The sequence below is a fragment of the Streptomyces sp. NPDC030820 genome (assembly GCF_055572075.1).
In genome coordinates this window covers 93084-112840 of sequence record NZ_JBVIEB010000020.1, presented here as the reverse complement: position 1 = coordinate 112840, position 19757 = coordinate 93084, and the positions used below count along the sequence as shown (strand labels likewise).

General features: G+C 69.9%; 22 protein-coding genes and 1 pseudogene. 7 read left to right on the top strand and 16 right to left on the bottom strand.

Going from position 1 to position 19757, the window contains the following annotated elements; genetic code table 11:
- Positions 1 to 504: 504 nt before the first annotated feature.
- Positions 505 to 1242, top strand: a complete 738-nt coding sequence (locus tag ACZ418_RS38265; protein WP_468372239.1) for an alpha/beta hydrolase — start codon at positions 505 to 507, stop codon at positions 1240 to 1242.
- Positions 1243 to 1717: 475 nt separating this feature from the next.
- Here the strand turns inward: ACZ418_RS38265 and ACZ418_RS38260 are convergent, their stop codons facing one another.
- Complete coding sequence (locus ACZ418_RS38260; RefSeq protein ID WP_468372237.1) at positions 1718 to 2317, bottom strand: hypothetical protein; 600 nt, start codon at positions 2315 to 2317, stop codon at positions 1718 to 1720.
- Positions 2318 to 2881: 564 nt separating this feature from the next.
- Here ACZ418_RS38260 and ACZ418_RS38255 point away from each other — a divergent pair.
- Positions 2882 to 3100 (top strand): hypothetical protein, encoded by a 219-nt coding sequence (locus ACZ418_RS38255; protein WP_468372234.1) that lies wholly within the window; start codon positions 2882 to 2884, stop codon positions 3098 to 3100.
- Between the two features lie 37 nt (positions 3101 to 3137).
- Here ACZ418_RS38255 and ACZ418_RS38250 read toward each other — a convergent pair whose 3' ends face one another.
- The 3 genes from ACZ418_RS38250 to ACZ418_RS38240 form a co-directional block, all read right to left on the bottom strand.
- The gene (locus ACZ418_RS38250) at positions 3138 to 3377 is read right to left on the bottom strand and encodes a hypothetical protein (protein WP_468372231.1); all 240 of its coding nucleotides are present in this window, start codon (positions 3375 to 3377) and stop codon (positions 3138 to 3140) included.
- A 253-nt stretch (positions 3378 to 3630) separates the two neighbouring features.
- Complete coding sequence (locus tag ACZ418_RS38245; protein ID WP_468372228.1) at positions 3631 to 3906, bottom strand: hypothetical protein; 276 nt, start codon at positions 3904 to 3906, stop codon at positions 3631 to 3633.
- A complete protein-coding gene (locus ACZ418_RS38240) occupies positions 3903 to 5231 on the bottom strand; it encodes an MFS transporter (RefSeq protein ID WP_468372301.1) in 1329 nt (442 codons plus the stop codon). The genes ACZ418_RS38245 and ACZ418_RS38240 overlap by 4 nt, the downstream gene beginning before the upstream one ends.
- Before the next feature lie 167 nt (positions 5232 to 5398).
- Here ACZ418_RS38240 and ACZ418_RS38235 point away from each other — a divergent pair, with 167 nt between their 5' ends.
- A complete protein-coding gene (locus tag ACZ418_RS38235; RefSeq protein WP_468372225.1) occupies positions 5399 to 6019 on the top strand; it encodes a helix-turn-helix domain-containing protein in 621 nt (206 codons plus the stop codon).
- 62 nt (positions 6020 to 6081) lie between these two features.
- Positions 6082 to 6273, top strand: a complete 192-nt coding sequence (locus ACZ418_RS38230; RefSeq protein ID WP_468372223.1) for a hypothetical protein — start codon at positions 6082 to 6084, stop codon at positions 6271 to 6273.
- Positions 6274 to 6446: 173 nt separating this feature from the next.
- Here the strand turns inward: ACZ418_RS38230 and ACZ418_RS38225 are convergent, their stop codons facing one another.
- Positions 6447 to 7580, bottom strand: a complete 1134-nt coding sequence (locus ACZ418_RS38225) for an FAD-dependent oxidoreductase (protein ID WP_468372222.1) — start codon at positions 7578 to 7580, stop codon at positions 6447 to 6449.
- Between the two features lie 366 nt (positions 7581 to 7946).
- Positions 7947 to 8150 (bottom strand): hypothetical protein, encoded by a 204-nt coding sequence (locus ACZ418_RS38220; RefSeq protein ID WP_468372219.1) that lies wholly within the window; start codon positions 8148 to 8150, stop codon positions 7947 to 7949.
- A gap of 31 nt (positions 8151 to 8181) precedes the next feature.
- Between ACZ418_RS38220 and ACZ418_RS38215 the strand changes: the two are divergent.
- Positions 8182 to 8418, top strand: a pseudogene (locus ACZ418_RS38215) (type III effector protein); the annotation flags it as partial.
- On the opposite strand, the gene grpE reads toward ACZ418_RS38215, so the two are convergent.
- The 7 genes from grpE to ACZ418_RS38180 form a co-directional block, all read right to left on the bottom strand.
- Positions 8375 to 8941: a nucleotide exchange factor GrpE gene (gene grpE / locus ACZ418_RS38210; protein WP_468372216.1), complete on the bottom strand. Its 567-nt coding sequence runs from the start codon at positions 8939 to 8941 to the stop codon at positions 8375 to 8377. The pseudogene ACZ418_RS38215 and the gene grpE overlap by 44 nt on opposite strands.
- 2 nt (positions 8942 to 8943) lie before the next feature.
- A complete protein-coding gene (gene dnaK, locus ACZ418_RS38205; protein WP_468372214.1) occupies positions 8944 to 10806 on the bottom strand; it encodes a molecular chaperone DnaK in 1863 nt (620 codons plus the stop codon).
- Positions 10807 to 10844: 38 nt separating this feature from the next.
- Positions 10845 to 11207 (bottom strand): J domain-containing protein, encoded by a 363-nt coding sequence (locus ACZ418_RS38200; RefSeq protein WP_468372212.1) that lies wholly within the window; start codon positions 11205 to 11207, stop codon positions 10845 to 10847.
- 375 nt (positions 11208 to 11582) lie between these two features.
- The gene (locus tag ACZ418_RS38195) at positions 11583 to 11816 is read right to left on the bottom strand and encodes a hypothetical protein (RefSeq protein WP_468372210.1); all 234 of its coding nucleotides are present in this window, start codon (positions 11814 to 11816) and stop codon (positions 11583 to 11585) included.
- 433 nt (positions 11817 to 12249) lie between these two features.
- Positions 12250 to 13032, bottom strand: a complete 783-nt coding sequence (locus ACZ418_RS38190; protein ID WP_468372208.1) for a class I SAM-dependent methyltransferase — start codon at positions 13030 to 13032, stop codon at positions 12250 to 12252.
- A 152-nt stretch (positions 13033 to 13184) separates the two neighbouring features.
- Entirely contained in the window at positions 13185 to 13613 is a 429-nt protein-coding gene (locus ACZ418_RS38185; RefSeq protein ID WP_468372207.1) for a DUF5959 family protein, read from the bottom strand.
- 144 nt (positions 13614 to 13757) lie between these two features.
- A complete protein-coding gene (locus ACZ418_RS38180; RefSeq protein ID WP_468372204.1) occupies positions 13758 to 14327 on the bottom strand; it encodes a TetR/AcrR family transcriptional regulator in 570 nt (189 codons plus the stop codon).
- A 73-nt stretch (positions 14328 to 14400) separates the two neighbouring features.
- On the opposite strand from ACZ418_RS38180, the gene ACZ418_RS38175 reads away from it, so the two are divergent.
- Positions 14401 to 15243, top strand: coding sequence for a patatin-like phospholipase family protein (locus ACZ418_RS38175; RefSeq protein WP_468372202.1), 843 nt, complete (start codon positions 14401 to 14403; stop codon positions 15241 to 15243).
- Between the two features lie 324 nt (positions 15244 to 15567).
- Positions 15568 to 15924, top strand: a complete 357-nt coding sequence (locus ACZ418_RS38170) for a hypothetical protein (RefSeq protein WP_468372200.1) — start codon at positions 15568 to 15570, stop codon at positions 15922 to 15924.
- A 540-nt stretch (positions 15925 to 16464) separates the two neighbouring features.
- Here ACZ418_RS38170 and ACZ418_RS38165 read toward each other — a convergent pair.
- From ACZ418_RS38165 to ACZ418_RS38155, 3 genes are all read right to left on the bottom strand, one after another.
- Complete coding sequence (locus ACZ418_RS38165; RefSeq protein ID WP_468372197.1) at positions 16465 to 16890, bottom strand: heavy metal-responsive transcriptional regulator; 426 nt, start codon at positions 16888 to 16890, stop codon at positions 16465 to 16467.
- Between the two features lie 413 nt (positions 16891 to 17303).
- Positions 17304 to 17987: a TetR/AcrR family transcriptional regulator gene (locus ACZ418_RS38160; RefSeq protein ID WP_468372195.1), complete on the bottom strand. Its 684-nt coding sequence runs from the start codon at positions 17985 to 17987 to the stop codon at positions 17304 to 17306.
- A 64-nt stretch (positions 17988 to 18051) separates the two neighbouring features.
- Complete coding sequence (locus ACZ418_RS38155; RefSeq protein ID WP_468372298.1) at positions 18052 to 19755, bottom strand: allophanate hydrolase; 1704 nt, start codon at positions 19753 to 19755, stop codon at positions 18052 to 18054.
- Between the last annotated feature and the right edge of the window lie 2 nt (positions 19756 to 19757).

The following is a 19757-nucleotide window of genomic DNA, read 5'->3' as shown; positions in this document are numbered from 1 at the left end:
GGCGATCTGGACAACGACGAGGCCGCGATCTGGCGGTGCAACAGCGCCGGATGCCACGTCGCGGTCCACGCAACCCGGCACCTGTGCCGGGCCTCCTACGAGCAGTTCCTCGAAAGCGGCCTGAGCCGCGAGGAGTTCGCCAAGGCGGCCGCCGGGCGGTGGTCCGCTCCCTGCCCGGGGAGCGGCCACCGTGTTCCGTCGACCGCGGCGGCCTGCGCTGTGCACGCGACCCGCGGTCGCAGGGCCTCGCCCTGGGAAGCCGCGATGAGGCCCCAAGTAGCTCTGCGTAGTGTTGCGACTTCTTGGCATCCGGCCACGGAGCCCCCGCAAGAAACCGTTTGGCGGACCACCGCGACCACTGCTACGTTTCCGGAGGCCGTGCTGGAGAACGAGGAGGTGGTACCCGTGAACGCAGTATCGACATGGGTGCTCCCCTCCGGGGTCACGGCCGGGCGATAGGTCGTCCGGGAGCGCCGTTCATGAGCACTCCCGAAAGGCACGACCATGCACTTCACTTCTGAACAGCGTCTCGACGACGGTGTCCTCGAGCGCGAATTCACCCTCGGCGAGATCCCCGGCATCCTGTGGACGCCCGCGTCCGTGTCCGCACCGGCGCCGCTGATCCTGATCGGCCACCCCCCACTGGGACTGCACAAGATGTACCCCCGGCTGGCGGGGCGGGCCCGGTACTACGCGGCGGAGTACGGCTTCGCCGCGGCCACCATCGAGCTCCCCGGGAGCGGTGACCGGCCCCGTTGGGCCGCCGTCGAGCAGGCTCGCGCCGACCTGCGCCGGGCGATGGAGGCCGGTGAGCCGGTCGGCGACGAGATCGTCGACGCCCTTGTCCTCCCGCTGGTCGAGAAGGCGGTCCCGGAATGGCGGACCACCCTGGACGCTCTCCTTGCGCTGCCCGAGATCGGCGGCCCGGTCGGGTACGAGGGGGGAGTGATCTCCATCGGCGTCCGGCTGGCGGTGGTCGAGCCGCGCATCGTGGCCGCCGGCTTCTTCGCCGGGAGTTTCGTACCCGCCGCCATGTTCGAGGAGGCCCGCCAGGTCACCATTCCGCTGCAGGTCCTGCTGCAGTGGGACGATGAAGGCAACGACCGGCAGGCGGCCCTGGACCTGTTCGACGCCTTCGGCTCGAAGGAGAAGACGCTGCATGCCAATCTGGGCGGGCACACCGGCGTCCCGCAGTTCGAGCTCGACGCCGGGGCCCGGTTCTTCGCCCGGCACCTGAAGTGAGGCCGGGCCGTCAGGCCACCAACAGACGGTAAGCCGTGTTGGCCAGGACGCTGCTCGTCGAGGGCAGGTCCCGGCCTCCACGAGCTGCTCGCGCCGGCCGATCGCACGCCACCTGGGCAGGGGGCTCAACACCGTGCTGCGATACGCCCGCGCCGCGCACTGGCAGGACACCCTCCGTGAGAACCGGCCTCGGCCCAGCAGGCTGGCCCCCCCTACAAGCCCTACTTGGAGCGACGCTTCGCCGCGGGACGCACGAGCGTCACCCGCTTGCACCGCGAACTCCTCGCCGAGAACGCTCCCATCACCTACGAGATGGTCCACGCTTACATCGCCACCCTGCGCGCCACCCCGCCGCAGGCGCCGCCTCCGCCACCGACGGTGGGCGACGGGTCACCGGCTGGCTTACCCGCCACCCCACAGCCCTGAGCGAGCCGGATTCGAACTACCCCGCAAGAGGGTCAAGGGACACCGGTGCTCATCTCTCGGGGGCGGGCCAAGTCGCCACAAGGGCTCGCCGATCTGGAAAGCGGGGACCAGAGACCGTCTCCTGGGTGATCTCACCGTTGAGCCAACACACTTGCTCGGGGCCGGCGTCGCCGGTGTCGAACAGGCAACACACTCCGCCGCTGGCGGCGGTGAGGTCGGTGAACACCCTCCTGATGTTGGGCGACCGCGCGAACAAGCGGCTCATCCCCGACGTCGCTGCCCAGAACTCCACCGACGCATAACCAGGGTGCAGGAAGGACTCGAACCGGATCGTCGCGTAGATGTACCCGATCTGGATGCGCCCGTCCGCCTCGGGTTCAGGGCCGTGCGTCTCCGCGTACTCGCGCAGTACGTCATCGACGTCGAACATGATGGACGTGTCGAGCTCGAGCGTGCTGCTCGTGGAGCAGTCGACCGGCTCGCTCTTGAAGTGGGACGTGAACGGGAGGACGAGCCGCTCACCGCCGGGCAGGGTGAGCTCGAGCGGCGGCACGCGAGGGGCCGGTGGCGCCAGCTCGGCCAGATTGGCCAGCGCCTTGGCGACGTTTCGGGGACGCAGGTAGATGTCGTAGCCGTAGGTCAGCCCCATTCTTCCCCCTCTGCCAGGTCGAACTGCACCTTCTCATGACCCACCCTGGCAGAGCCTGCCGGTTTCCCAGGGGCGCGCGCCGATCCGGCGCCATAGCCGTTTGCAACTGCCCCTTGCCTGCGTGGGATCACCGTGAAGCTGGTGCATCCTGGTCCCACCAACACGAACACCAACCCCGCCGACAGGCCGACCACCGAGACGATCAACGGCTTCACCGCGTTCGGGGCGCTTTGCGGACGCGTCCGAGATAGCGGCACGATGTCGGCGCTCCACACGACGGCGAGAGCGAGAGGTTGAGGGCAGCGTCAGCCCGAGCTGCGTCTCTTCGTCTGCGAGACGGCTCACGATTCCGTGAGGCTGCGGACGCATGCCGTCGGGCTTGAACTCGCCGGCCCCGGTCCGAAACCGTCTCGGGGCGATGAGCCGGACCCGTGATCTCTGTCCAGCATAGGTTGCAGGAGATCAGGTCGTTGTTCTCGATGAAGGCGAGATCCGCAGGCTGACCCGGTACAGCCTTGGCCACTGTAAGTCGGGCCACTCAAACTTGAACGACTCTACCGGCAGGTGCTGGAGCTGCTGGCCCACCTGTCCCCGGTCATCCAAGCGCTGCCGCCGACCTGCGCGCCGGTCGAACTCAAGGAATCGTTGCGCTACCCCGGCACCGACGCCCGCACCGGAGGCGTCCTCGCCATCACCCCCGACCAGGTCACGGGGCTGGCTCGGGCCGCTGCCGGTGGAGGTCCTGCCCGGCATCGGCCCCTGCCAGGCCGCCGTACTCGGTGACTACGGCATCCACTGCGTCGGGTTGCTGGCAGCCGTCTCATCGGAAACCGTGCAGCGCCTGCTCGGCAAGAAGGCCGGCCGCCTGGCCGCCGACCACGCCCGAGGTATCGAACCGCTCCCTCTCCTCTCCACGGCGCTGTCGGCCTCCGCTGCGGTGCGCCACCGTTTCGCCCGCCACACCCTCGACGGCGCCACCGTCCGGGCCGCCCTGCTCTATCTCGTCGTCCAGCTCGAACTGCTGCTGCGCCGCCGCGGACAGGCCGTTCCAAGTGCTCACCCTGACTCTGAAGTTTGCGGCGGCACCAGCTGGGAGAAGACCCGTCGACTGCCCGAGCCCTCCGCGCACGACGAAGACCCGCGCACCCTCGCCCACCAACTGATGCACGCCACCGGCCTCCAGCGCGCTCGACTGACCGGTATCACTCTCAGGGGCGAGGACCTCCTCGATGCCACCGGGTGCGCCCAGAAGATCAGCCTCGATGAGGCGCGCGAGTCCCGGCTTGTGACCGAAGAGGCCATGGACCGGCAGGTCATGAAGCGCGGCGGAGATTCGCGGTGGCGGCGGGGCCGACCGAGCCGGGGCCGAACTTCGCGCGGCAGGCCTCCGGCTGCCTGGCGGTGGCCTCACCCGGCAGGGTCATCCGGTGTGAGCCGGCTTCGGCTTCCAGATGCGCAGCGGGTCGAGCGACTTGACTGGCGCTGTCCTTGAGGAGGCTCCAGTTGTGGTCCTGGGCTGCTTGGAGACATTGCGTGAGGTGACCGCAAAGCGCGGCGTGTGCGTCGACGGCGCCGGCAGGCTTCTTCACGTCTTCGGCCGTGATGCATGGGCCATGGTGAGCAGGAGGAGTCCGCAGGCGGCGACCACGATCCAGCCCGGGTGCGAGGCGTGCGCGAGTTCCTCCGGCCTGGCATGTGCGACCAGGCCGCCGCCGAGGGCGATGCCGAGCGCAGAACCGAATTGTCGTGCGGTGGACGTGATCGCCCCGGCCACGCCGGCTCGGGTGGGAGGCAGCCCGTTGACCGCGGTGTTGGTGAGCGGGGCGTTGGCGAAGCCGAAGCCGATGCCGATGAGCAGGTAGGCCAGCAGGAGCAGAGGTATGCCCGTGTGCCGATCAAGCCCGACCAGGCACAGTCCGCCTGCCGTGATGAAGCCGCCGGCCAGGGTCAGCGGCAGCCGCGGTCCGATGCGACCGACCAGACGGCCGGACCAGGGTGCGCACACGGTGGCGCCGACGGCCATGGGCAGGGTCGCCACCCCGGCGGCAAGTGGCGTGAATCCCCGCGTTTTTTGCAGGTAGAGAGTATTGAGCAGCAGCGTCACGTTCAGCGCGACGAAGACCGCCATGGCGCCCAGCACCGCGCTGCTGAACACCGGACTACGGAAGAGGCGCAGATCCATCAGCGGCGCGTGTCGGTGGGACTCCACCCATACGAATCCGGCAGTCGCGAGGGAGGCCAACCCATAGGCGGTCAGCGCTGCGGGCGACGTCCAGCCGATGCGCGGCCCTTCGATGAGGGCCCCGACCCAGACGCCGATGACCACGGTCAGCAGGGTCTGCCCCGGAACGTCGAGCCGCTGCGCCCGCGGCGCCCGGGAATTGGGCACGAACAGCGCGCTGAGCACCAGGGCGGTCGCGATGACCGGGGCGTTGATCCAGAACAGTGACCGCCAGCCGAACCCCGCTAGGAGAGCGCCGCCCGTGACCGGTCCGACGGCCATGCTGAGCCCGAACACGGACGCCCAGACGCCGATCGCCTGCGCGCGCTCCCTCGGGTCGGGCATCGCGTTCACCACGATCGCGAGAGCCACGGGACTGAGCATCGAGGCGCCGATGCCCTGAACGGCACGGGATGCGACGAGCGCGCCAACCGAAGGTGCGATCGCGCAGGCCAGCGAGGCCGCCCCGAACACGACCAACCCGGACTGGAAGATCCGTCGGCGTCCGAACCGGTCCGCCAGCGCGCCGGAGGAGATCAGCAGACCAGCCAGGACGATGGTGTACGCGTCCACGGTCCACTCGAGACTGCGAGTGCCGACGCTCAGGCCGTGCCCGATGGCGGGCAGGCCCACGTTGACGATGGTGGTGTCCAGGCCCACCAGGAACATGCTCAGACAGCAGACGGCCAGCACCGTCCAGCGCCTGCGCGCGCTCAGAGGGGGCGGAACAGAGTGAGTCGTCGTCGCAGTCACTGGTTGCCTCTCACGTCCGGGAGTACCTGCCCGGCAAGGCTCAGTCAGGCCGACAAGCACCGACCAGCACTTTTGCGAGGACCGCAAAGAACCGCACACTGAGCCATGTGGACGCAGAACTGGAGCAGATCCTCGACAACATCGGGCCACGGCTTCGCACGTTGCGCCGGGACCGAGGACTCACGCTGGAGGCGCTGGCAACCACGACCGGGATCTCAGTGAGCACACTGTCCCGTCTTGAGTCGGGCATACGGCGCCCGACCCTGGACCTGCTCATCCCGCTCGCGCGGGCGCACCATGTCGCGCTGGACCAGCTGGTGGCCGCACCGGCCACCGGTGACCCCCGGGCGCATCTGAGGCCCTTGCGCAGAGGTGACGGCAGCATCCTCGTGCCCCTGACCCAGTACCCGGGCCGGGTGCAGGTGTTCAAGCACGTACTGGCTCCCCGCGAGCCGAAGCTGGTGACTCACGACGGCTATGAGTGGCTCTACGTCCTCGCAGGCCGGCTACGCCTCATGCTCGGAGAACACGAATGCATTCTCCACCCCGGCGAAGTCGCCGAGTTCGACACCAGAGAACCCCACTGGTTCGGTCCGGCGAACACGAGCGCCGTGGAGATCCTGCACTTGTTCGGGCCACGAGGCGACCAAGCCGTCGTCCGCGCAAGACCCCCGGCGGCCACCGATCCCTCCCTGGCGACTGCCGCCTCCAACCCAACAGTGTCATGACCGCAACACATAGCCCCCGACACTCTTGTCGGCCAGGTGCGCCGCGTCCTGGGACCGGGGGAGTGTTCGTCCACACGGTGCGGCACACCGGCGACGTCCACTACGGCGCCGGCACCGCTCATGGCGACGACATCTGGGACCACGGAGGCTTTGCCGTGCATTTCTTCCCCCGCGACCTGGTCGACGCGCTCGCCGAGGGATGGGTCCTGGCCGGCCAATCAGCGAGCTCGGGGTGGCCAACTGGCGGGTTCTGACCGTGCTGCCGTGAAACATCGACTCGCCGAGGTACCGACAGACGATGCGTCGATCGTAGCCGTCACGGGAGCGCGGCCAGAACCTCTCAGCCGGCCTTACGTTCCCGCTACGGGATGGTCGAGACCTTCGTACGAGGGCGGTAAGGACAGCATCAGTGCGGGGCTCGAGTGGCTCATTGGCCCTTCTCCGTGAACATGTCGATCAGGCCGTGAGCTGTGTTGTCGTCGGAGTCGGTCCTGTGGACCTCGATACCTTCGTAAGTGGCGCCCTCGGCGCTGCGGGGGAACATGGCCTGCTCATACTCGGTGAGCGCGGCCTCGACGTCGTCGGGGTGCGCGGCGAGGGCCTTGGCGAGTTCCGCGCCGTCGAGCATGGCCAGGTTGGCGCCTTCGCCGTTCGGGGCCTGGAGGTGGGCGGCGTCGCCGAGCAGGGTAACTCCCGGCACCCGGTCCCATCGGAGCCCGGTCGGCAGGGCGTGGAGCGAGCGCAGCACGGGCGGGGTGTCACCGTCGGTGATCAGCGAGGTGAGCTCCGGCGCCCAGCCGTCGAACTCCGCCGCGATGCGCGCGGTCGCCGCCGCGGCATCGGTGAAGTCGATGGTGGCGAACCAGTCCTGCGGCTTGCTGAGCCCCACGTAGATGTGCAGAGTGTCGCCGCTCTCCCGGTGCGCGAAGATCTCCTTGCCCGGCGAGGGCGCGATCATCGACCCGTCGCCGACCGTCTTCGCTGCGGCGGGGTGGCGGGTGTCGGCCTCGTACAGATAGAACTCGACGCACGACGTACCGGTGTACGTTGGGGTGGCATCGGAGAGCAGCGGCCGCACCCGTGACCACGCGCCGTCCGCGCCGACCAGCAGGCCGGCGACGACGGTGCCACCGTCGGCGAACGACACCTCGTAGCGGCCCTCGCCCACGGCACGGGTGCTGCTGACCTTGTGCCCCCACCGGACGGTGCCGGCCGGGAGCGATTCGAGCAGGATCCGCCGCAGGTCGCCGCGCATCACCTCGGGGCGTCCGCCCGTGCCGTCGTCGTCGGCCTGTTCGGACAGGACGGTCCCGTCCCGGTCGAGGACCCGCATCGCCTCGCGGCCCTCCAGGACGATGGCGCGGAACTCGTCCATCAGACCGGCCGCCTCGAGGGCGAGCTGACCGTTGTAGTCGTGGATGTCGAGCATCCCGCCCTGCCTGCGCGCCAAGGGGGAGGGATCGGCCTCGTAGACCGTGACCGGGATTCCGTGGACGTGCAGGACGCGGGCCAGTGTGAGTCCGCCGAGTCCGGCGCCGATGATCGTGACGGGAGTGTGCATGGTGGCTCCTTCGGGATCGGGCCGCCCGGTGACCTCCGGTCGGCCGTCTCTCGAAAGGTGTCAGCCTCCGCCGACGAGCCGCCGACATCCGACCGACAGCCGCCGACATCCGACCGACAGCCCCCGACATGTACGGCGCGCTCTGCGCATGGACACCGGCCTTGGCACTGGTGGGCGCGCCGGTGGCGCTGAGATTGAACTTGGTTCTGAGCTGACGTTCGTGGCTGGGTGGCCCGTCTTCTTGAGCGCCGGCGGGAGGCTCGCCGCAGGCGAGGGCCTCGACGGCGCTCGTGGGAGGAGGCCGCCCTGCAGGCGGCGGACGTCCTGGCAGGCCGCTGGTTACGTCGGCTTGGGGCCAGTTGCTGATCAGGCTGATGCGTCGGGTACGGCTTGGGCCAGTGGGCCGAGGTCGCCGTACAGGGCGGCGTGAAGTGCGGCGGCGAGTTCGCGGGTTCTGTCCTGGCTCTCCAGGTCGTACAGGGCGAAGTAGACCGGTCCGGCGCAGGAGTCGGGGCGGATCTCGCGGGAGCGGATCAGGCGGATGACCGCGTTGCGGACGGCGTCGTACACCGTGGCAGCGATGGTGTGCTGCCACCCGAGACGCCGCGCCGCCGACCGAGCTCTCGCCACCTGGGCTCGCCGCAACGCCGCCGACCTGCGCCGCATCGCCGGCCGGATCACCGCACTCACCGACCTTCCCACCGCTGCCCGCCTCCCCGTCAGCCAACTCGACCAAGCCCTCGCCCAGGACGACCCCGCCGCCCTGATCCGCCTCCGTGAACGCGGCCCGTCTGTCAGCTCCGCGCGGCAGGCGGGAGCGGCTTGGCTGCCGGGGTGAAGGACTGCCGTACGCCTCGCTCCCGCCCCGGTGCACTCCGCGCGGGCGGGGCCGGCCCGGTGACCTCCACGGTGGCCGGCCGCAGCAGGTGGTCGCCAAGACGGTAGCCGGGCCTGAGCACCGCCGAGCACACCAGGCGGTCCGACTCGGGGGCAACGTGGTGCGTCAGGGCGTCGTGGCAGGCGGGATCGAACCGATCGCCCACCTCGCCGAACGATGTGATGCCCAGCGAGCCGAGCTGCTCCTGCAGGCTGTCGGCGATGTCCTTCAGGCCCGGTGTCAGCGGCTCGTTGGCACACGCCCGGTCGACGGCGTCGAGCACGGGCAGCAGCGCCTTGAGCACGTTGGCCACCGCGATCTCGCGTACGGCCCGGCGATCCCGCCGCACCCGCTTGCGGTAGTTGTCGTACTCCGCCTTCACCCGCTGCAGGTCGGCGGTCCGCTCCTGAACCAGGCACCGTAGCTGCGCCAGCTCGGTGCGCAGCTGTGCCAGCTCCTCGCTCCGCGGCCCGGCTCCGGTCATCGTCAGCCAGCCTCCGGCTTGTCCTCGTCAACGATCTCGGCGTCCACCACCTCGTCCTCAGCCGGACCACCGCTCGCGCCGCCGCCTGCGGCACCGGTGGGCTGTTCGGCCCGCGACCTCTCGTACAGAGCCGTGCCGATCTTCTGCGCGGCCTGCGCGGTACGGTCGATCGCCTGCCGGATTGCCGCCGTGTCCGCACCCTCCTCCTTCAGCTTCTCCTTCAGGTCGGTCAGCGCCGTCTCCGTCTCGGACTTGGCGTCCGCCGGGATGTTCTCCGCGTTGTCCTTGAGGAGCTTCTCGGTGGAGTAGACGAGTTGCTCGCCCTGGTTGCGGGTCTCCGCCGCCTCGCGCCGCTTGCGGTCCTCCTCGGCGTGCTGCTCGGCCTCGCGGACCATGCGGTCGATGTCGTCCTTGGGCAGCGCCGAGCCGCCCGTGACGGTCATCTTCTGCTCCTTGCCGGTGCCCAGGTCCTTCGCCGAGACGTGCATGATTCCGTTGGCGTCGATGTCGAAGGCGACCTCGATCTGCGGCACCCCGCGCGGCGCCGGGGGCAGGCCGGTCAGCTCGAACATGCCGAGCTTCTTGTTGTACGCCGCGATCTCCCGTTCGCCCTGGTAGACCTGGACGGTCACCGAGGGCTGGTTGTCCTCGGCGGTGGTGAAGATCTCCGAACGGCGGGTGGGGATGGTGGTGTTGCGCTCGATGAGCTTGGTCATGATGCCGCCCTTGGTCTCGATGCCCAGGGACAGCGGAGTGACGTCGAGCAGCAGGACGTCCTTGACCTCGCCCTTGAGGACACCCGCCTGCAGGCTCGCGCCGACGGCCACGACCTCGTCGGGGTTGACACCCTTGTGCGGGTCCTTGCCGGTCAGCTCCTTCACCAGCTCGGTCACCGCCGGCATACGGGTCGAGCCGCCCACCAGGACGACGTGGTCGATGTCGGAGACCTTGATCCCGGCATCCTTGATCGCGTTGTGGAACGGCGCCTTGCACCGCTCCAGCAGATCCGACGTCAGCTGCTCGAACTGGGCGCGGGTCAGCTTCTCGTCCAGGTGCAGCGGCCCTTCGGCCGAGGCGGTGATGTAGGGCAGGTTGATGGTCGTCTCGGTGGACGACGACAGCTCGACCTTCGCCTTTTCCGCCGCCTCCCTGAGGCGCTGCACGGCCATCTTGTCCTTGGCCAGGTCGACGCCGTAGTGGTTCTTGAACTGCGTGACCAGGTGGTCGACGATCCGCTGGTCCCAGTCGTCACCGCCCAGGTGGGTGTCGCCGTTGGTGGCCTTCACCTCGATGACGCCCTCGCCCATCTCCAGCAGCGACACGTCGAAGGTGCCGCCGCCCAGATCGAAGACGAGGACGGTCTGGTCGTTCTCCTTGTCCAGGCCGTAGGCCAGTGCGGCGGCCGTCGGCTCGTTGATGATCCGCAGCACGTTCAGGCCCGCGATCTCCCCGGCCTCCTTGGTCGCCTGCCGCTGAGCGTCGTCGAAGTACGCGGGCACGGTGACCACGGCATCGGTGACGTCCTCACCCAGGTACGCCTCCGCGTCGCGCTTGAGCTTCTGCAGCACGCGCGCGGAGATCTCCTGCGCGGTGTACCGCTTGCCGTCGACGTCCCCGTGCTCCGGGAACCGCCAGGCGTGGTCGCCCATGTGCCGCTTGACGGAGCGTGCCGTGCGCTCCACGTTCGTCACGGCCTGCCGCTTGGCGACCTCGCCGACCAGCACCTCGCCGTTCTTGGAGAACGCCACCACCGACGGGGTCGTCCGCGCGCCTTCCGTGTTGGTGATGACGGTGGGCTCGCCGCCCTCCAGGACCGAGACCACCGAGTTCGTCGTACCCAGGTCGATACCAACCGCACGTGCCATCTGTGCTCTCCCTCCTCGTCCTCACCTCGTTCTTCGTCTCACCGGCCGGGAATCCACCGGACCGGACCCGCACGCAGCGGCGGCTCGGGACGGACATCCCCGAGCACCATGACGTAAGACCACGCGGGCCGCGCGGGCGCGGTAGGGGCAGACCCCCGATCGGACGCCGGCAGCGTGTGCTCGTAGCGCTGGTCGTAGGCCGCCCGCAGGACCGGATCGCGCAGCGTCTCGTACGCCGACCGCACCTCACCGAACCGTGCGGCGGTGACCGCATCCACGCGGGTGTCGGGGCGCAGCTCCCGCACCCGGGCGCGGAAGGCAGAGGTGATCACCTCGGCCGTCGCCGAGGGCTCCACTCCCAACACCGCGTACAGGTCCGATACCGGCTCCCGCGTCGGCACGTCCGGCCACCTCCCTTTCCCGTGGTGAGCTGTGCTTTCATACCGACTTGCCTACCTTCCTGAAATAAAACTTGAGTCTTTCCTTGTCAAGTCTTGTCGAACGCAGTGCAGTGGGCGAAGGGCCACTGCCCGGGAACTGAAGGACTTCGCGGCCTCCGTCACCGCGCGGCACCGGCATCAGCACCTGGTCCTGGACCTGTCCGAGCTGGCCCATGCCGACACAGAGCCTCGACGCGGCTCAGTCAGCACCCCGGACCGCGCCCGTGCACCGGATGGGAGGTGCTGTGCGGTGATCACCGAGATCGCCGTCGAGCGTGTGGAGTTCACTTGCGGCTCGTGCTGGCACAGCTGGACCGTCGACTACGACGTGCAGCGCTACCGGGACGAGACCAGGGACGAGTGGGGGTCTTCCAGGGCGACAACACCGCCGTTCCCGACCCCTACACGCCGCAGGGCGCGCCGCCCTGCGAGCACTGCGGCCGCCGCTGGGTCGGGCGTCTGGTAGCGCGTCGGCCCGTGCCGCTCCCCGGTGACGGTGAGGCGCCCCGCCGCCGTGTCCCGGCCGAGGGCGACCATCGTCCCGAGCGGCACACCGCGCCGATGCTTCACGCCCTCCGTCACCCGCCTCCCGCAGATCCTCGGCCTCCAGGCGCTCGCGATGCCGGCGGCCAGCGCCTTGGCCCGTCCAGTGTCAGGACGCGCAGGCGGCACGAGTTGAGCGGGGGCCCGCGCGGGCTCCCGAACTCAATCTGGGCGCTTGATGATCGCCGCCAACGACTTGGTTGACCACCGGTCGCGTCAAACCGGCCCAAGGCGGACCCGCTGGGGCTTGAGCGTCGGTGCTGACGAGCAGGCCGCGCTCGCTGATGTCCTGAACAGTTGCCCGGACGTTCCCGTCACCGTGACCCGGGCCCGCTGACTACCGGCCCATTACGGCTCCTGCTGTCGGTTCGTCAGCGTTCAGCAGTGTGAGAGTGGGGGAGCGCGGTATGCACAGCAGGAAGACCTTTCCTCGAGGCGCTGCGGGGTGTTGCTGAACCGGCTACGCCGCCACCGCGTGCGTGACCCGGATCTTCGACTGGCCGTGCGGGCGCCGTTCCCAGTCGTCCATGAAGCGGGCTGTCAGGCCATGCCGTTCGGCCAGCGAGAGGAGGGTTTCGGTGCGGTAGTAGAAGTCCTCGCGGAGCACCTGGTGCTCGGGGCCCTCCGTGCGATCGTAGGTGAAGTCGAAGAAGCCGCCGGGGGCGAGCACCCGCCCGACGTTGGACAGGCACTCGTCGATCACCTCGAGCGGCGAGTGTGAGAAGACGCTGTGGGCGTGCACCACGGTGAACCAGCCCGGGGGCAGGAAGTCGAGCGTCAGGTTCTCGACGAGGGCCAGGTGGGGGAGGCGGCCCTGCAGGCTCCGGCGGACGAGGGTGCGCTGTGCCTCGAGGAGGATGTCCGGCGAGATGTCGATCCCGTAGTAGTGACCGGGGTCGAGGTAGTCGATGAACCGCCACCCCGCGCGCAGGTTCCCGCAGCCGATTTCCAGCATCCGGTCCTGCGGCTTCAGTCCGTGTTCGAGCAGGTAGTCGAACTGCATCTGGCCGAGCGCCAGCCACCGTGCCTCCGAGCCGCTGCCGACGGCACGCTCGGGGCTGCGCGCGGTGTCGGAGGCCATGACGGCGCGGTAGTACGCGACGTGGTCACGGTGGCGGAAGCCCAGCCAGGTGTCCCGCGCGGCCCGGCGCAGATACGGAGGGATCCGCCCGGGATGCCGTACGGCATATCGGAGCTTGTGCCCCAGAGACGACCGGTTCCTCGACAGCTCGGGCTTCGGCATGGCTGGCTCCATGATCCACGACGGCCCCCCGCTGGCAGCGTAGCCCGGGGCGAGCGGTACGGCCTCTCAGGGACCGGTGCGGGCGGCGTGTGCAGATCAGCGTGGACGGCGGCAGCGCCGCGACGCAGGCGATCTCGTTCGTTGGCCATGGTTCAATCGGTCATGGGCCAGGTCTCCCAGACCAAGTCAAGGCGCTGGTATGCGTCGTCGAACCAGGCATCGACCAGTGGGACGATGACCGTCACCGTCGTCAGGGACATTGACTGGTCCTTGATCGTGACCTGGCACCGGTCATCGTCCTCGTCGAGTTCGATGAACAGCCACGGACTGCGTTTCCCCTCGCGCCAGGCGATGTCCTGTCCCGCGTCGAGCGAGTCCAGAGCCTGCTGCCACTGCCGGAGGTCCTCGGGGAAGACCCATGTCTTGAGGGTGCCACGGACGAAGGGCGTATCGACCAGGAACTCTCCGACCAGGGCATCGGCTTCGGTGGGACGTTTCCGCACCTCCATGCCCACGATGCGGAGAATGACGCTCTTGCCATCTCCCTCCAGTCGGATCAGGTCGATCGGATCCTCAGCCATGACTGCCCCTCCGGACTCTCGCATGTGGCCGAACACTAATCGTCGGCACGGACACCGGATCCGTTGAGGTGTGTCAGGCTGCGCCTTCGGGACGTTCGACGAGGTGTCCTCGTTCGAAGTGTTGATTGCCCGTCTAGGGGCGGGTCAGGGTGTGGGCCTCTGCAGGAGGGCGGCGAACTGCTCCAGGGCGAGATCGGTGCGCTCGCGTTCGCCGGTGGTAGTGAGGTCGAACAGCAGGCCTCGCATGACGGCCATGACGAGGGTGGGGGTGGCGGTGTCGTCGTTCCCGGTGGCGACGTCGGCGAAGACGGTGCGCAGTGGGCCAAACCAGTCGGTGACGGCCCCCGCCTGGTCCGGGTAGAGCTCGGGGTGAGCCAGCAGGTCGGCGTGGACTTCGAAGAAGAGTCGAACAAACGGGGCTCGTTCGGGCGCACTCAGCCACGTCCAGATCCCGCGCAGCCGCTCCTCGACGTCGGCGCCGCTCGGCGGCAGGTCGTGCGTCAGGCGCTCAGCGCCGCGCCGGCGCGCCTCGGCGAGAACCGCTGCCACCAACTCCTGCTTGCTGCCGAAGTCGTACAGCAGCATCCGCGGACTGGTACCCAGTGCCTTGGCCAGCGGACGAAGACTCAATCCGGCCAGCCCCTGGGCGAGGACGTAGTCGGTGGCCTGCGCCAGAACGCGGTCGCGTCGGTCGGGATCGGAAGGTCGTCCCACAGTCCACCGTCCTCTCGTGCGATAGCGCTGTGCAAGTATATGACACGGGCGTTTCAATAACGGACGGAGAGTCATGGACACCGACGGCACGCACGACCTCGACCGGGCACTGGTCCTGGGGCCCGGCGGGCGTCTTGGCACCGCATGGACGGCTGGACTGACGGCGGGCCTACGCAGCTTCGGGGTGGACCTGGGCGAGGCCGACCTCATCGTGGGCACCTCTGCCGGGGCGATCGTCGCCGCAGTCCTCGCCACCGGGCAGGACCCCGCCCGCCTCGCCACCGTCCGGCCCTCCGCCAGCGCCTCGTCCGCGCCGCACCGCCCCGACTCGGCAGTGACAGGCGCGGTGTTCGCCGTCCTCGGCGACCCGGGCCTTGACCCTGCGGATGCCCGTCGCCGGGTGGGCCGCATCGCACTGGAAACGGTCGACGCGGAGGCGGAGAACCAGCTGATCGCCCAGCGCGCCGCACTGATCGCCGCCGACAGTTGGCCGCGACGCCCTCTGCTGATCCCGGCCGTTGACGCCGAGAGCGGCGAGCCGATCGTGTGGGACGCCGCCGCGGGCGTCCCACTGGTTCGCGCGGTCGCCGCGTCCAGCGCCTTCCCCGGGATCGAGCCACCCGTCGCCGTCGACGGCCGCCGCTACCTGGACGGGGCTTTGCGAGCCGGCACCAACGCCGACCTGGCGGGCGGTGCCCGCACGGTGGTGGTCGACCCGCTCGCCCATCGCCACCCCCACCCCACAGCCGGCTGCGCCCACGTCCTGGCCCCCGATCCGGCCGCGGTGCGCCTCTTGGACGCCGAGCAGAGCGACCCTGAAGCGTGGAAGGCGGCCTACCAGGCGGGCAGGGCACAGGCGGGCGCGGCAGCTGAGGGACTACGCGCGCACTGGCGGCCTGCGTCGGCCCGCGGCTGAAGGGTTCCGAGTCGCTCTTCGCCCCACTTCTTACGCCGAGCACGGGCGGCGAGATCCAAGGTTCTGGCACAACTTCCCTGACGTCCCTGGCGTGCATACGCTGAGGACGATCAGACGCCTGATCGGGGTTCGGGAAAAGGCCAGGGAGTACCCTGCACCGTGGGGACTCCCTGATCGGTTCGTCGATATTTCGGCACGCGAACGTGTCCGCTGGATCATGACCGACGCCGGACATCTCTCCGAGACCGACGCAGCCGAGCTCAAAGCGATACGGGCCGCCTGCCCCACCTTGACCCCGCAGGCCACGCCCGCGATTTCGCCCGCATGCTGCGCGATCTGCGTATCAAGGACGTGCCCGCATGGACGGATCGCGTCCTCACCGATGACCTGCCCGCCCTGCACTCCCTGGTCAACGGCAGCGCATTCGCCGATCTGGTGCGTCACCGGCGGGGAGTTGCTGCCGGAGTGGTTCCGTCAAGCTGGGCAAGTCAGCCGAAGCCGATACAGGGCTTCGCCGGCCTCCTCCGCCAGGGCGTCGACGCCGTCACTGCCGGCCCACCCCTGCCATGGAGTTCCGGTGCCGTTGAGGGGCACGTGCGCCGCGTGAAGACGCTGAAGCGAGAGATGCGCGGCCGGGCCTCGTACGTACTCCTCCGGGCCCGGATTCTCACCCGGTCATGAGGAATGCGGCTCGGGTTCGGCTTTGCGGGGCGGGACGGCCGAACCTCACCGCCCCCGCGGGCGTCGAACTCACGTGAAGTCGAAGACGCTCAATCATCACGTCGTGCCGGTGGCCATCGTCACGCTGTTTGTCCTGACAGGCTGCTCAACAATGGGAGGAACCACAAGGACTGAATCAAGGAACGAGCCGATCAGCGGACCGGTCACAGTGAGCGGCGACGATCGCATCCTCACGGTCATGGTGGACTGGGGCGGGTGCGAGGAAGCCCCTCGCCTCCGTGCGTTCGAGACCCCAACCGCTGTCTCTCTGTCCGTGCAGGTCACCACACGAATGCGCCCTGGCTTCGTCTGCCCGGCTGATGCCCGATTCGGGCCCACGCGGGTTGCCCTGCACAACGTCCTCGGATCGAGGGCCGTGACCGACAGGACAACCGGCCATCGACTAGCACTTCGGAGAAACTGACCACTTCCCCGGCCGTTCACGCAATCCCGGCCCGCGCCGGGTTGTGCGGCCCTGCCGAGCAGGTCTCTCGGAAGCAGTCATCTGTGAGAGGCGGCGGGCCGGGTGCGCGGTGGGATCAGGATGGTGCAGATGTCGTCGTCGGTGCAGGCGGCCGGGTCGGTGGCGGCGGCACGCCGGGCGAGGCCGCGCAGCGCCTCGCGGGTGGCGGTCAGTTCGGCAAGGCGGTGTTCGATGTCGGCGAGGTGCTGGTCGATGAGCGCGGTGACGTGTGCGCAAGGGGCCTGGCCGCAGTCGCGCAGGCCGAGGACGGAGCGGATCTCGGCGAGGCTGAGGCCGGCGCCCTGGGCGTCGCGGATGAAGGCGAGCCGGGCGGCGGTCTGCTCGGGGTAGTCGCGGTATCCGCCGGGGGTGCGGGGTGGGGCGAGCAGCAGGCCGGCCTGCTCGTAGAAGCGGATGGTCTTGGTGGTCAGTCCGCTGACCGCCGCGAGGTCGCCGATGCGCATGCCGCCAGGCTAGGCCTTGACCTTCCAGTGCGCTGGAAGGTCTAACGTCGCGGCAGACGATGAGCCGGGAGGACGATCACGATGCGGATCACGGTGCTGACGGTTCCGGAGTGCCCGAACGCCCCGCTGGCCATGGAGCGGGTCACCGCGGCACTGGCAGGCCGGGCGGCGGAGGTGGAGCTGGTCGAGGTCCATGACCAGAGGCAGGCAGCCGCGCGAGGGATGACCGGCTCGCCGACGATCCTGCTGGACGGCGTGGACCCCTTCGCGCCGGCCGCGGCGGTGCCGGGCGTGTCCTGCCGCCTGTACCGGGGCGCCGACGGCAATGTCTCCGGTGTCCCCAGCGTGGCCGCGTTGCGCGAGGCATTCAACGGCGCCGGGTGGCGGCGCGGGAGGGTGCGGTGGGTCGGCGGTCAGTACAGGCTGCTCAGCAGCATCCGTGCGTCGTCCCGGGCGGCAGCCACCGCCGGCTCCCCGAGCCCGCACAGGCGCAGGCATGACGACGCGATGGCATCGGTGTCCGCCGCATCCGGCTCACGGGAGCGCCGTATCTGGATCACGACCTCCACCAGCTGGATCAGCAGTTCTCCGATCCGCTCGGCGGGCATGCCGCGCGCGACGTCCTCGGTCGCCGCCAGGGCGCCGAGGGTGCCGTAGCTCGACTGCAGACGGCCCCGCTCGGCCCGGAAGGTGTCGAACCGCTCGGCCTGCACTTCCGGCAGCAGATAGAGCGTGCCGATGTTGTACGGAGTGCGGGAGAGGGTGCGTACGTCCATGGCGGCCACGGCGTACAGCGCGGCGGCCGGATTCGCCCGCTCGGGCACCAGTGCCCGGATTCGGTCCACCATCTGCAGACTGGGCCGCACGGACGTCGCCAGCAACTCGGCGAGGATCTCCTCCTTGGTGGCGAAGTGGTAGTAGAGCGAGGCCTGCCTGATGCCGACCCGCTCGGCGATCATGCGGGTGCTGGTGCTGGTGATCCCATGGTCGACGAAGAGCGCCCCCGCAGCATCGAGGATCTGTTCCCGCGCCGAGGTGCCGGGGTCGGACGGCGGCGTGTGCCGGGGCCTGCCTTGACGGGGACGCGTCGTCGTCATGCCCCCATCCTGCCACCTGGGTTTCCGCTCTGTGGCCTCCGGTCACGCGCACGCCGTGTAGGCATCACGCGCACGCCGTGTAGGCCCGCCAGCCACCGAAGCGGGTGATGTCGGGCGCGCCCTCGACGGCATACGGCTCGACGAGGAAGCCGCAGACGTGCCGCCCGTCGGCCAGTTCGACGGTGCCGATGGTCATCGGGGCGGGCACGGCGGCGGTCAACGCCCCGAAACCGGAAGCCGACAGCCGCCAGATCTCGCCTTCGATTCCCGTGCCCACGTCGCCGCCTGACGCCGTGCCGTGACCCGCCCCGGTGCCGGCGGCCCGCCGGCCCCCGGTGACCCGGAGCAGGCCGGGCTTGGGCGGCTCGGTGGCCAGGGCGTACAGCCGGTAGCCGCCTGCGGTGCGAGCCGGGCCGACCAGGGTGGCGCCGGCTTGCACCAACTGGGCGTTGAGCGGCTGACCGGTGAGGTGGGCGCCGACCACGAACAGGTCGAGCCCGGGGTTGGCGAACCGCTCGGCCAGCGCGGCCAGGGCGCGGTCGGAGAAGGCCGGTCCGGTGAACATCACGCCGAACGGCAGGCCGTCCACGAACCCGGCGGGAACGGCGAGCGAGGCACAGTCCAGCAGGTTGGCGAAGTTGGTGAAGTGTCCCAACCGGGCGTTGGCGCCGACCGGGTCGGCCGCCACCTCCTCGAGGGTGGGGTGCCAGGTGGTGGTCGGGGTCAGGAGGGCCGTGCAGCCGTCGAGCACCGCGCGTCCGGCGGCGCCCAGCAGGGCGAGCCTGGCGGTGTCGGCGGCCCAGTCGGCGGCGGTCTTCTCCCGGCCGGCCAGCACGATGGAGGCGACGGTCGGATCCAGGTCCGCCCCGATCAGGTCGCGGTGCTTCTCCAGGTGCGTACCGACGGCGGCGTACCGCTCGGCGACGAACGCGCCGCCGTAGAGCAGTTCCGCGGCCTGAAGCAGCGGGGTGATGTCGGTTTCGACGATCTCCGCCCCGGTGCTCGCCATGCGGGCGACGGCGGCGTCGAAGGCCTCGCGCCAGCCGTCGGCCATGCCCTTCAGATGTTCCCCGGCCGGTACGGCGATCCGGGCGCGCGCTGGGGGCGGCGGGAGCTGCATGCCGGTGCGGGAGAGCGGGTCGGCCGGGTCGGGGCCCTCGGTGAACTCCGCGGCAGTGCGGGCGAGTTGCAGATCGCGGGCGAAGACGGTCACGCAGTCGAGGGTGTAGCAGGCGGGGACCACCCCGGTCACGGGCACCAGGCCCTTGGTGGGCTTGACGCCGACGATGCCGTTGAGGGCGGCGGGTACCCGCCCGGAGCCGGCCGTGTCGGTGCCGAGCGCGATGTCGGCGATGCCCAGCGCCACCGCGACGGCGGATCCGGAGGACGACCCACCGGAGATGCGGGCCGCGTCCCAGGCGTTGCGCACCGCACCGTAGGGGCTGCGGGTGCCGACCAGGCCGGTGGCGAACTGGTCGAGGTTGGTCTTGCCGAGCACCACCGCGCCGGCCGCGCGCAGCCGCGCCACCGCCGGCGCGTCGGTCTGCGGTTCGTAGGCGTACGACGGGGCGCCCGCGGTGGTGGGAAGGCCGGCGACGTCGATGTTGTCCTTGACGGCCACCACCAGGCCGGCCAGCGGCAGCGCCGGGTCGATGCCGGCCGCCTCGGCGAGCACCTCTTCGCGTGGCCTGAGGCGGATCCAGATCTCGGGCCGGCCGACGCCCTCGATGCGGTCGTAGGCGGCCTGGACGCGGGCGGCCGGTGCCATGG